Consider the following 11,919-nt stretch of genomic DNA (forward strand, 5'->3'; position numbering starts at 1 on the left):
CCGGCTGTAACGAAGGCTCACTCGTGGATACGGTAGTTTGCGGTGTCTCCGACAAAGGAAAGTCATGGGTGAGCTGACCAAGATCGTGGTCGTCGTACCGACCTACAACGAGCGGGAGAACCTGCCCGTGCTGGCCGGGCTCCTGTCCGACCTGAACCTGCCCGGCCTGGAGATGCTCGTCGTCGACGACAACTCCCCGGACGGGACCGGTGACGTCGCCGACACACTGGCCAAGGAGTCGCCGGAGCACGTCGGCGTACTGCACCGCACCGCGAAGGACGGCCTCGGCCGCGCCTACATCGCCGGAATCACCCGCGCCCTGGACGAGGGCGCCGACATCGTCATCCAGATGGACGCCGACCTGTCCCACCCGGCGTCCGTGATCCCGACCATGGTCGAGACGCTGCGGACGACGGACGCCGGCGTCGTGATCGGATCCCGGTACGTCGAGGGCGGCGAGGCCGCAGCCGAGTGGGGCTGGCACCGGCGCGCGCTCTCTGCCTGGGCCAACTTCTACGTGAACGCGATCCTGCGACTGCACGTGAAGGACGCCACAGCCGGGTTCAAGGCCTGGAAGGCCGACACGCTGCGCTGGATCAACGTAGGCACCATCGAGAGCAACGGGTACTCGTTCCAGGTCGAGATGAACTACCGCACGGTGAAGCGCGGCCTGAAGATCGCCGAGGTCCCGATCCGCTTCGAGGAGCGCACGGTCGGCGCGTCGAAGATGACGTTGAAGGTGCAACTCGAGTCGGCCCTGATGCCGTGGAAGCTGCTGTTCTCACGGTCCTGACCGATCCCGTCGTACGACGTTCTGTCATCCGTAGCCGAGCTCGTGCAGCCGGGCGTCGTCGATGCCGAAGTGGTGCGCGATCTCGTGCACCACGGTGATGTTCACCTCATCGAGGACGTCGCCGAAGGTGTCGCAGATCGCCAGTGTCGGGTTCCGGTAGATCGTGATCCGGTCCGGCAGGACGCCGCCGTAGTCGTGCCCGCGCTCGGTCAACGGGATGCCTTCGTAGATCCCGAGCAGCTCCGGATCGCCCGGCGGTGGATCGTCCTCGACGAACACCGCCACGTTCTCGATCAGCAGCCCGAGCTCCTCGGGTATCTCGTCCAACGCCTGCGAAACCAGCGCCTCGAAGTTCGCCCGGCTCATCTCCATCACACCCCCAGTATCTCGTTTTGGAAGCTGGCACGGTCTCCTCTATGCTTACGGCTGTCCCTGGAGCTTCGGCTCCCGCGGTCCGAGTCCCCATCGTCTAGTGGCCTAGGACGCTGCCCTTTCAAGGCGGTAACGCGGGTTCGAATCCCGTTGGGGATACGGTCGAAAGACCGGTGTCAGAACCACCTCGAGGATGCTGTAAGATCGTCGAGTCATCTGGCCCAGTAGCGCAGTTGGTTAGCGTGCCGCCCTGTCACGGCGGAGGTCGCGGGTTCGAGTCCCGTCTGGGTCGCCAGGAGAAGGCGGCGGTGTAAAACACACCGCCGCCGAACTTTCTCCCCGGGTCAGGTAGCTCAGCTGGTAGAGCGTCCGCCTGAAAAGCGGAAGGTCGGCGGTTCGAGACCGCCCCTGACCACACTCCACCCTCTCCTTAACCGGTGAGGGTTTTTTCATGAGGACTTCTTCCCCGCGTGCTACGCAGCCGCCATTCGTCGCTCCGCTCCTCACAGCGCCCGCTCCGCGCGCTCCCGCCCACCCGACCTTCCTTGCGGGCTACCGCCCGCGGCCTGCGCGCTGCCGCGCGCGAGCGACCACGTCCGGGGCGGGCCACATCCGCCGGCGCGATACTGATCAGATCAGGCAGACCGAGCACGTCGTACGACCATCACCGCATGTCCTATCCACAGCTGGTTCGAAGGCTGATTACTCGAACCGCGCAAAGTGCACTAATTTCGGAGCATGCGTGTCGGTGTGTATGTAGACGGATACAACCTGTACTACGGAGGCCGCGATCTGTGCGGACGGAGTCAGCCTGGTTGGCGATGGCTGGACATCCGCAAGATGGTGGACGGCGTACTCGCTCGAAAGCCGAGGTGGCCGACGGCATCGATCGATCGAATCGTCTACTGCACGGCTCGGATCGACGTTCGAACGAACGCGTCCGGCCACGCCGACCAAGAGACCTATCTCAGGGCGCTGTCTACCAGCAGCTGCGTCGACCACATCGAGTACGGCAGATATGTAGCGAGAACCAAGGTCGCACCGCTCGCCACGAAGGACGACCGCGGTAGGCCAGTCCTGGTGACCTCTAGTTGGCCGGTCATGGTGCTGGACTCATCGTCGAAGCCCGTGCATGACGCTCAGTTCCTGGTCAGCGTGTTGAACACCGAGGAGAAGGGTTCAGATGTCAACGTCGCCTCGCACCTGCTCATCGATGCGCTCACGGGCGCTGTTGACGCGGCCGTTGTGGTGTCGAACGACAGCGACCTGAAGCTTCCGATCCAGAAGGCACGCGGCCTCATCCCAGTAGGGCTGATCAACCCTCAGCGGGGATACCTGGCAGGGGACCTCAAAGGACGGCCTACGGACGGAGTAGGAAACCACTGGTGGCACCAGCTAGATCCCGCAGACTTTGCCAACTCGCAACTCCCACCCCAAGTCGGCTCCCACAGCCGCCCAGCCGGCTGGTAACGGCGGAGCCGCCACTGGTGGCAGCCTCCGACAGAAAGGTTCCGACAACTCCTGTCACAACTTGCTAGTCACAATCCGACCAGCTAGAGTCGTGAACACATCCACCCGTCCCTTCGTGGGACGGGTTTTTAGTGCCTGTTGGGCAAGCCTTCGCAACCTCGGACGGCGGCCGCGTCACAAGCGCCAGCGTCGATCAGGTCCGAACCATGATCTCCGCCTCGACACCATCGAACGACGCGCAGGCGGCGCCCGAGTGCGGGACCACTGCCAGGAGGTATCTCCACGACGTCGCTCTGCCCATGCTGCAAAGGGAAGTCGAGGCACACTCCCGCTCGAATCTCTTCTCCGCCGTGGCCGAGCTGTGCGAAATCGTCGGATGGATGTACTACGACGCCGGGCAACACCGCATGGGCCAGACGTCTCAGTGGTTGGCGATGGGGTGCGGATCACGTTGCCGTGTGCGGATCGCGGCACGATCGGTCGGGGTCGCTGGGGACGTGGCGTGTGCGATGCTGCTCGCCGTGGAGAGCCGCGACGATTACGACCACGGTTGGCTGTTTGGCCTGGTCGATCCCGACCCGGCGGTACGCGCTGCGGCCCTTCGCCGCCGCGAGGCGGACGCCAGTGACTGGCGGGATGCCCTGGATCGCTGCAACGCGGCGTACTGGGCAAACGGCGGCAGTTTCGACTTCTCGGATTCACCGGCCCTGGGGGCGGCGAGCGACCAGGCCGAGGCCGCCATGCGGGAAGCCCGAGACCGTGGCTTCTCCGGCATCCTGTCGGAATTCATCACCGAGAGCCTGCCTTTCGGCCGCCGGGATCCCACCGCCCTGCGCCGTCTCGTGCCGTTCGCCGTGCTCTTCTTACAGTGGGAGGTCGCCTACCCGCAGGACTGGTGCTCGCCGAGTTCGCCATGGGGTCTCAAGAAGGACGTCCTACGGGGCCTTGCCAGTATCGAGGTACCCCGAGACTCGCGGGCGGCGCTGGTCGAGCTGGTCGTGGCCGCGGTCCGCCGCGAGCACCGCTGCGAGGACCGCGGGTTTGTGCTGCTGGCGCGCCGGCTGGACGGGCCCGACCTGCGCAATCCGGTCGCCCAGTGCCTAGACTCGCCCGACCCGATCGTCCGCCTGCGAGCACGCTTCCTTCTGGACGTCCTCGCCGATCCGAGCATGCGCGCGACAGTCGCAAGCTGGAAACGCTGGCTGGCATCAACCGCTACGTGACGCTCGCATGACGCCGCTCGTCGTCGGTACGCGCTCATCGCGCGTATCGACGGCCGGCGCCGGCCGTCTCTCGCAAGGCGACTGTGGTCGCGACGAACGGGAGCTTCGCTGATCCGGTCGCGGGGCAGAGAATGGTCGGCTCACGGGGGTGTGGATAGCTTGATCTGCGAAGGGTCTGCTCAGAATAATCTGGTGCTATGACCGCTGAGCCGATGCAGGGCTCGCCGGAGGACCCGAGCGAGATCCTCCGTATGTTGCCGGGCAAGTGGCATGAGCAGTTCCTCAGCGAGCACCGCGGTGGCCTGGATGCTGCCCACGAGGTGTGGCGCTTTCAGCAGCTGCGAGATGTGCTGCATCTCTGGCGGCTGCGGGTGGTTGCGTACTCGGATCCGGGCTTCGATGATGCCCTGCAAGCGACCCGCGAGGGTCGAGCTGAGGAGTTCGTGCCGGCCGAGCAGGCGATACCGGGCTGGTTCGATCGGCCGTAAGCTACAGCGGGTAGCCCGATACTCGCCGCGGTCGATCGCTGGCGGCGCCTTATTAATAAGGGGAACGATGACCGACCAGCCGATCACTCTTCAGCCTGTTGCGCATGTCGTTGGTGGTCGGATCGAGCCTACGGACGACTACTGGGGCGGGACTCAGGCGATCATCCGGATTGACGGCGGACTGTTCGATGCTGACGCGACGCAGGGGCTCGAGGAGTTCTCGCACCTTGAGGTGGTGTTCTCTTTTCACCTGACGGACCGGACCGATCTCCCGCTGGGCGCACGCCGGCCTCGCGACAACCCCGACTGGCCAGAGGTAGGCACCTTCGGGCACCGCAACATGCGCCGCCGTAACTGGCTCGGAGTTTCGCGATGCCGGCTGGTGAAGGTCGACCGGCTGGATCTACATGTCGAAGACCTTGACGCCGTCGACGGGACCCCTGTCCTCGACATCAAGCCCTGGTTCGCCGATTTCGGCCCCCGCGGATCCGTCCACCAACCGACCTGGCCCACCGAAATGCTCACCAACTACTACGCGCCCAACAGCTAACCGATCGGCGGTTGCGGGTCATTGCTGCTGGGGGCGGCGCGTGTGCACACTCGGATTGGGGTTACGTCGGGCTCAGGGCGGGTTCTGGTGCTTGGGCCGGGCGGTGGCAGGGGGAGGCGGGGTGGACGAGTCGCGAGGTCTTCGGCGGGCGGGGTGGGCGGGGGCGGCTTCGGTTGGGTTGTTTGTTGTGGGGGTGGGGCTGGGGTATTTGGTGGGGGTCGACGATGCGGGTATGTCGGACGCCGCGATCCTTGCGAGGCTCAATGATGATGGGCGGCAGGTTGCGGCTGGGTTTGCGTTGCCTGTGCTTGCGGGTGGGGTTGCGCTGCTGCTCTGGTTCGCTACTGGTCTGCGGCTTGTGTTGGACCGGCTGTCTGGTGGTGACCCGCTTGGGCACACGATCGTGCCTGCTGCAGCGATGTTCGGTGGGCTGATGATCACCGGGGTCTCGCTCGATGTGGCGAACGCGTTTGCGGCATGGTCGGACGAGTTCACTGCCGACCCGGACACCGTTCGCGCGTTGGGCATGGCGGGGCAGGTCCTCGCGCTGACCGGGCTGATCGGCTGCGGTGTGGTGGTCGCCGTCACGACGCGGATCGCCCAGCGGGCGGGTGCCCTGCCGACGTGGGCGATCTGGGTGTCCTATGCGGTCGCGGTGTTGTCCCTGTCCGGCTTCTGGAGTGGGGGGATGGCGTCGGTGGCTGTCGCGCTGTGGCTCATCGGCGCCGTCGTTGGGGTGCTGCGCACGGCACGGCGGACTATGGGTACCAGCTAGACACATCAACTGCAGGTCCAGTGGCCCTCGAGTCTTGATGGGTTTGGCCGCGCACGTGAGACTACGGGGATGCCGGAGGATCTGGTCGACGTCGCGTGCCGTTGGGTTGGGGCGTTGGAGCGGGCCGATGTGGCGGGGGCCAAGGCGGTGTGCGGTCTGGTTGGGTGGGATCCGGGGCCGTGGATCGTCGGGTCCTGGCAGCCAGACGTAGCGGAGTTCGCGGGGTCGGAGCGAACGGTGAGCAGTGCTCGGCAGGTCAATGAGCACATGGTCCGCGTTGTCTTGACCGGTAGCCGCGGTGAGGCGTTTGTGAGCGTGGTGCTCGACGCGGCCGGCAAGGTCGTCGGGACTTCGGTCGACGCCGACGAGCAGGATGGACGATTCTCGGTCGTTGTGGGTTGCCCCGAGGAGCGTGAGGACGAGGTACGCGCGTTTTACACGATGCTCACCCGTGGGCGGATCGGGGTGGGCGAGGGTCGAATGCGACCTCCGCGCTGGGGTGATCCGGCAAATCCGACCCAGATCCACCTCGATGTGCAGGTTGCTGAACTGGAGCCCGCGGAGTACGCGGTGCTGGAGCATGGCGCCACGAAGCTGGAGGACTTCCCGGGCTGGCGCGTGTACGCCGACCCGGTGGGGCATCCCTTCTGTCTCTACCCCGGGCCGGCCAAACCCACGGACCGCGTCGGCACGCTTGCCCGCGTGGTGATCGACTGCGCGGATCCATCACCGCTGGCACGGTTCTGGGGCGCCGTACTGGATATGCCGCGTACGGTCGAAGACTCGGCCGACCGGATCGTGATCGCGCGGGACGGCGAGCGGACGCCGATGCTTGCGTTGCAGCGCGTTCCCGACTACCGACCACCACGCTGGCCCGACCCTGAATACCCACCGCAGATGCACTTCGACGTCGGTTTCGACGACCGGGCTGAGAAAGAACGCCTCGCCCTGGCGCTCGGAGGAACGCTGCTACCGCCGCAGGGCGGCAGCTGTCCCGTGTACGCCGACCCTGCCGGCCATCCGTTTTGCCTTTGCTACAAGGGTGAGTGAGCTAGCGCAACGGTGTTCAAAGGAACAGTTGTACCGCGTCCGACTGCATGAGCTCATGAGGCCCGACGTACGGAAGGACGGGGGTTTCGACTTTCCGTTGGCCGGCGAGCGGACGATCTTTGTGCCTTCGGGGTTGGTGTAACAGGCGTCGAACTGGGCCTGCTGTTCCGGACGGTTTTGGGAGTGGCGTAGACGACGCCGCCGTTGGCGTCGTACGCGTGAATGGTGGCACTCGGGTCTACGACACGGTGGTCAGCCACTCTCGGAGAGTGGTGAAGTCGGCCGGGGTCAGACCGACCTCGGGGGCGACGGTGTGGACGAGGGCTTGGGCCGGGTGGTGGGTTTGGACCCAAGCGCGGTCGGCGTCGGTCGTTTCGTCGTCGACCCAGATGAAAGGGCGGCCGGCGGCCCAAGTGACGAGGGCGCGGGTCTTCCAGTGGAGTCCGGCTTGCTCGTCCTGATCGTCCTGGGAGGAACGCTCGGGCCAGATCACCACTGGCAACTGGGGAAACCCCAGGATCGGCGAGATGTCGTCGTTCGCCTCGGTCATCCAGGCCGTGGCCCAGATCAGGTCACAACCTAATGCCGCTAGCAAGCGTCCATGGTCAGGGTTGATGCTCTGCAGCAGTGGGTCGCCTTCGGGTGCGGAAGCCGTCGGCTCCAACTGCGAGCGAAAGGGAAGGAGCGTTCCGTCGACATCGAGGAAGAGCAGCGGGCGCGACACGACTGCACGATAGTGGAAGGCTGCTGCGGTGATTGACGATTTTGCCAAGGCGTATCTGCACGGGGATCTGCGCGACATCCGGCAGGTGATGCTGTGGAAGCTCGAGGGGCTTGCGGAGTACGACGTACGACGGCCGCTGACCTCGAGTGGGACCAACCTGCTGGGCCTGGTGAAGCATCTGACGCTCACGGAGTCGAGGTACTTCGGGGAGATCTTCGGGCGGCCGTTTCCCGAGGACCTGCCTCGGTGGGACGACCTGGAGGCTCGCGGTTCGGATATGTCAGCGACTGCGGATGAGACGCGGGCCGAGCTCATCGACCGCTACCGCCGCGTCTGGGAACACTCGGACGCGACCATCGCAGCCCTCCCGATCGACGCTCCCGCTCACGTCCCTTGGTGGCCGCGCCCGAACGTGATGCTCTTCAACGTCCTGGTCCACGTACTCGCCGAAACCAGCCGCCACGCCGGCCACGCCGACATCCTCCGAGAACAACTCGACGGCACCACCGGCGATTGGCCCCGCTAACCCATACAGCGGACCCTCAGTGCGGTGAGCTGTGCCGGAGTCGCACCAAACTGCAGGACGTACGCCGCGGAACCGCCGTACCGCCTATGTATGTGCATGAGGATCCCCCGAACGGTCTCGGGGTCAGGCGCTGGTTCGTAGACGGTGGCCGCGTAGTCCGCGGTGATGTCCTCGACCGGTACGCCGAGAAGGTCCAGCACCAGCGCAATCAGCAGACCGGTCCGATCCTTACCCGCGTGACAGTTGACGACGACAGGCCCGGCAGGAGCATCCGCGATCGCGCCAACTGCCGCCGCGAATCGTTGCGACCGTTCGTCGAGCAGGATGCGGTACTGCTTGAAGAGATCGGGGTCGTCTGGGTCGTCGGGGTCTGTCAGTGGGATGTTGAGCCACCGATGGTCGGTCGAGAACGGCGACGGGAAGGCTGCGCACTCCCAGGCGCTGCGGAGGTCGATGAAGCGGCTGATGCCGTGGGCTTGGACTGCCGCCAGGCCGGTGTCGTCGAGCTGGTCGAGGTTGTCGCTGCGGATGAGGGCCCCCGACCGCATCGGCCGGCCGGATGCCGTCCGCATTCCACCGAGGTCTCGCACGTTGCTGCAGTTCGGCCAGGTCAGTGGAGTCATGCGATCACGTTACGGGCGGGAGACTCACAACAGGCTCGAAGGGCCACTCCGCCTGCGCTGTCGCTGCAGAGCAGGCGGAGTGGTCCCGACGCACTATCTGATCGGTGCAGCCAAACTTCTACGCAGCGCGAGAGTGCCCGCTGTAGTAGAGGACTTGGCTGTCGCCGCAGCGGTCGCGGCTTCCGGCTCTGGTGCTGGGACGGGATCGCACTGGACGTCTGAGCGGTTGCCGGCCTTGCGGGCAGGGAGTGCGCCCGTTTCCAGGTACGCCGCGATGCGGTCGTCAGTACACGTGACACCCGACAGCGAGCCCGCGTGCGTGGTCCCGCCGACACCCTCGATCAGGACGGAGTTCGGGAACGTCTTGCGGGTCTGGATTGCACCCGAGTACGGCGTTGCCGGGTCGAGGGTCTCGTTGATCATCAACAGGCTCTTCACCTTGCTGCCGTCGATCTTGACCGGCTTGCCGGCCTTCGCGGGCCAGTAGACGCAGGGTGCGTTGAACCAGGCGTTGTTCCAGGTCAGGAACGGCGCCTTCGCGTACGTACGCCAGTTGTCGCGCCGCCACACGTTCCAGTTGGTCGGCATCTTGGCGTCGGTACACGTGACAGCGAGGTACATGGCGAACCCGTTGTCCTCGAACGGCGGGCCGCCGTACAGGTCGACCAGCGGCGCGGCGTCCTTGTCGTGCACCCATGCGGCGAACGCGTTGGCCACATCGACCCAGCCGTACACGTAGTAGGCCGCCTGCGTGAAGATGTCATTCCACTCGTCCGGCCCGATCTTGCCGGCGGCCGGGTGGCGGATGAGCTTGTACATCTCGGAGTAGTAGCGCTGCTCGACCGCGGCCTCGGTCTTGCCGAGATGCCAGGTCGAGTCGTGGGCGGCGACGTACGCGAAGTACACCTTGATGCTCTTGTTGAAGGCGACGTCCTGGTCGAGGTTGGCGGCGTACCAGACTCGGCGGGCGTCCACGACGCCGTCGAAGACGACGCGCCGCAGCTTGCTCGGGTACAGCGTCCCGTACACCTGACCGAGGTAGGTGCCGTACGAGAATCCGTAGTAGTTGATCTGCGGTGCGCCGAGAGCCTTGCGGATGCTCTCCATGTCGCGCGCCGAGTCGATGGTCTTGAGGTGGCCGAGCAGTGCATGCTGGTCGGCGTCGCAAGCCTTCGCGTAGGCCTTGGAACGCTTGAGCCAGGTCTGCTCGATCTTCGGCGTGACCGGCACGTAGAACGGACGGTTGTAGCCGGCGTAGTCAGGGATGCAGCTCAGCGCGGGCTTGCTCGCACCGACACCCCGTGGATCGAATCCGATCCAGTCGTAGGAGTCACCGGCGCCATGCGGCACGAAGTCTCCGAAGATCGCGTAGATCAGACCTGACCCGCCCGGCCCCCCTGGATTCACCAGCATCGGCCCCTGCGCCTGCGCATCGGGTGTCTTGTGCTTGACGCGCGACACCGCGAGCTGGATCTTCGTCCCGTTCGGATGGTCGTAATCGAGCGGCACAACGACGTAACCACACTGTGCTCCCGCGGTCACCAAGCGTGGAATGCTGCACGCGCCCCACTGCACAGGCGGCGGTGTGTAACTCGCTTGGGCCGGCTTCGACGGCGCGGCGGTCGCGAGCGGTACCGAAACCACCCCGGCAACCAACGCGGACGAAATTGTTGCGGCAACTACCAATCGACGAATTCTCATGCACCCTCCCCTTCCGCCGTCATCCTGAACCTGCACGCGGTGGGAGACAAGGACCTGCGTGAGCGCCACGCGGTCGGCGTGGCGCTCACACGGGAAATCATGCGGCTGCTGTTGCCTCGGCCAACTGCTCCGGGGTGGGCTGGAACTGGGGAGTGACCAGGGTCAGGAGGACGTTGGCCACGGAGAAGAGCGCTGCGACCAGGAGGCCGCGTTCGAAGCCGGACTGGAGTGCTGCCTGCTGGGTGGCACCGTGGGTCAGCTCGCTGGTGGTGTGAGAGATAGAGACAGTGGTGACGATGGCCAGGCCCAGTGCGCCGCCCACCTGGTACATCGCGTTCACCACGCCGGATGCGGCGCCGGCCTCAGCAGGCCGGACCTCGGAGACCGCGTTGATCTGGCCGGGCACGCCGACCCCGATGATGCCGAGTCCGAAGATGATCAGCCCAGGGAGAAGCTGTGACACGTAGCTGCCGGTGGCGTCCGCCTGTGAGAGCAGGAGCAGACCGACAACGCTCAGTACGGCGCCACCGAGCTGGACTGTGCGAGTGCCGAGGCGCTGCACGAGCTGAGCGGCGAGCACGGCCCCAACGATGGCCGCACCACCCATCGGCAGGAAGTGGACTCCAGCCTCGAGCGCACTGTCACCACGGACCTGCTGCAGGTAGATAGCAGTCAGGAAGAACATGGACAGGAAGCCGGCACCGTTCAGACCGAGCGATGCGCCGGACACGCTCAACGCACGCGACTTGAACAGCCGCATCGGCACCAGCGGAGCCGGGGACCGCCTCTCCACGACCACGAATGCGCTCAGCAGAGCCACTCCGGCAACCAGTACGCCGATGACCTCGGCCGATCCCCACCCGGACGGCTCGGACCGCACCACGCCGTACACCACTGCCATCAGGCCGGCCGTGCCGAGCACAGCACCCAGGGTGTCGAACGTCCGAGGTCCAGTGGCATGCCGTACGTCGCGAACGAACACGGGGACCACGGCGACCAGCGCGAGCACGATCGGCACGTTGACGAAGAAGACCCATTGCCAGCTGAGTGAATCGACCAGCACGCCGCCGGCCACGACACCGAGTGTCCCGCCGAGCCCGGCGAGACCACCCCAGACGCCCATTGCGATGTTCCGCTCGCGGCCATGCGCGAACGTCGTCGTCAGGATCGCCAGCGCGGCAGGTGACAAGAGTGCGCCACCAAGGCCCTGCACTGCCCGGGCACCGATCAGGAACTCAGGTGAACTCGACAGTCCGGCGATCAGCGAGGTCACGCCGAAGAGCAACAGCCCGCCGACGAACACCCGGCGCGGCCCGAGCAGGTCGGCCATCCGTCCACCGAGCAGCAGGAAGCCGCCGAAGAGCAGGGTGTAGGCGTTGATCACCCATTGCAGGGAGTCGGCGGAGAAGTTGAGATCCGCCTGGATGTGGGGCAACGCGACGTTCACGATCGTCACGTCGAGCACCACGATGAATTGCGCGAGAGCCAGCACCGCCAGGGTGGCCCAAGGACTGCGTCGCATGTCTACCTCACCGAGAAGAGAGTGTGTCTACGCTGTATGTATGCACTGTATGTATACGCCGTAAGCTTACATAGTAGACAGTAGGTCTACGGTGTAAACTTG

The 11,919-nt window shown here is 65.5% G+C and carries 13 protein-coding genes and 3 tRNA genes; 11 read left to right on the forward strand and 5 right to left on the reverse strand.

Features of this window, described 5'->3' with window-relative positions; translation table 11 throughout:
- Positions 1-64 precede the first annotated feature (64 nt).
- Positions 65-793, forward strand: a complete 729-nt coding sequence (locus ACWF4Z_RS15320) for a polyprenol monophosphomannose synthase (protein ID WP_452243659.1) — start codon at positions 65-67, stop codon at positions 791-793.
- Positions 794-817: 24 nt separating this feature from the next.
- On the opposite strand, the gene ACWF4Z_RS15325 is transcribed toward ACWF4Z_RS15320, so the two are convergent.
- Positions 818-1,165 carry a metallopeptidase family protein gene (locus ACWF4Z_RS15325; RefSeq protein ID WP_452243869.1) on the reverse strand — a complete coding sequence of 116 codons (348 nt, stop codon included), beginning with the start codon at positions 1,163-1,165 and terminating at the stop codon, positions 818-820.
- A gap of 86 nt (positions 1,166-1,251) precedes the next feature.
- On the opposite strand from ACWF4Z_RS15325, the gene ACWF4Z_RS15330 reads away from it, so the two are divergent.
- The 9 genes from ACWF4Z_RS15330 (at position 1,252) to ACWF4Z_RS15370 (ending at position 6,721) form a co-directional block, all read left to right on the forward strand.
- Positions 1,252-1,324, forward strand: a tRNA-Glu gene (locus tag ACWF4Z_RS15330).
- Between the two features lie 59 nt (positions 1,325-1,383).
- Positions 1,384-1,460 (forward strand) — tRNA-Asp (locus ACWF4Z_RS15335).
- A gap of 47 nt (positions 1,461-1,507) precedes the next feature.
- A tRNA-Phe gene (locus ACWF4Z_RS15340) sits at positions 1,508-1,580 on the forward strand.
- Positions 1,581-1,903: 323 nt separating this feature from the next.
- Positions 1,904-2,635: a hypothetical protein gene (locus tag ACWF4Z_RS15345; RefSeq protein WP_452243660.1), complete on the forward strand. Its 732-nt coding sequence runs from the start codon at positions 1,904-1,906 to the stop codon at positions 2,633-2,635.
- A gap of 206 nt (positions 2,636-2,841) precedes the next feature.
- Positions 2,842-3,858, forward strand: coding sequence for a hypothetical protein (locus tag ACWF4Z_RS15350; protein ID WP_452243661.1), 1,017 nt, complete (start codon positions 2,842-2,844; stop codon positions 3,856-3,858).
- A 197-nt stretch (positions 3,859-4,055) separates the two neighbouring features.
- Positions 4,056-4,346: a DUF6247 family protein gene (locus ACWF4Z_RS15355; RefSeq protein ID WP_452243662.1), complete on the forward strand. Its 291-nt coding sequence runs from the start codon at positions 4,056-4,058 to the stop codon at positions 4,344-4,346.
- 67 nt (positions 4,347-4,413) lie between these two features.
- On the forward strand, positions 4,414-4,896 hold the full coding sequence (locus ACWF4Z_RS15360) for an SAM-dependent methyltransferase (RefSeq protein ID WP_452243663.1): 483 nt from the start codon (positions 4,414-4,416) through the stop codon (positions 4,894-4,896).
- A gap of 232 nt (positions 4,897-5,128) precedes the next feature.
- Positions 5,129-5,671 carry a hypothetical protein gene (locus ACWF4Z_RS15365; RefSeq protein ID WP_452243664.1) on the forward strand — a complete coding sequence of 181 codons (543 nt, stop codon included), beginning with the start codon at positions 5,129-5,131 and terminating at the stop codon, positions 5,669-5,671.
- Positions 5,672-5,740: 69 nt separating this feature from the next.
- Positions 5,741-6,721: a VOC family protein gene (locus ACWF4Z_RS15370; RefSeq protein WP_452243665.1), complete on the forward strand. Its 981-nt coding sequence runs from the start codon at positions 5,741-5,743 to the stop codon at positions 6,719-6,721.
- Positions 6,722-6,959: 238 nt separating this feature from the next.
- Here ACWF4Z_RS15370 and ACWF4Z_RS15375 read toward each other — a convergent pair whose 3' ends face one another.
- Entirely contained in the window at positions 6,960-7,445 is a 486-nt protein-coding gene (locus ACWF4Z_RS15375; RefSeq protein WP_452243666.1) for an HAD domain-containing protein, read from the reverse strand.
- Positions 7,446-7,473: 28 nt separating this feature from the next.
- Here ACWF4Z_RS15375 and ACWF4Z_RS15380 point away from each other — a divergent pair, with 28 nt between their 5' ends.
- On the forward strand, positions 7,474-7,971 hold the full coding sequence (locus ACWF4Z_RS15380; RefSeq protein ID WP_452243667.1) for a DinB family protein: 498 nt from the start codon (positions 7,474-7,476) through the stop codon (positions 7,969-7,971).
- Here ACWF4Z_RS15380 and ACWF4Z_RS15385 read toward each other — a convergent pair.
- The 3 genes from ACWF4Z_RS15385 to ACWF4Z_RS15395 all read right to left on the reverse strand — a co-directional run bounded on the left by ACWF4Z_RS15385 (position 7,968) and on the right by ACWF4Z_RS15395 (position 11,817).
- Positions 7,968-8,594 (reverse strand): tyrosine-protein phosphatase, encoded by a 627-nt coding sequence (locus ACWF4Z_RS15385; RefSeq protein ID WP_452243668.1) that lies wholly within the window; start codon positions 8,592-8,594, stop codon positions 7,968-7,970. The two genes, ACWF4Z_RS15380 and ACWF4Z_RS15385, sit on opposite strands and share 4 nt — an antisense overlap.
- A gap of 93 nt (positions 8,595-8,687) precedes the next feature.
- Positions 8,688-10,295, reverse strand: a complete 1,608-nt coding sequence (locus tag ACWF4Z_RS15390) for an alpha/beta fold hydrolase (protein WP_452243669.1) — start codon at positions 10,293-10,295, stop codon at positions 8,688-8,690.
- 97 nt (positions 10,296-10,392) lie between these two features.
- Positions 10,393-11,817 (reverse strand): MFS transporter, encoded by a 1,425-nt coding sequence (locus ACWF4Z_RS15395; RefSeq protein WP_452243670.1) that lies wholly within the window; start codon positions 11,815-11,817, stop codon positions 10,393-10,395.
- Positions 11,818-11,919 lie beyond the last annotated feature (102 nt).

This window comes from Kribbella sp. NPDC055071 (genome assembly GCF_053608045.1).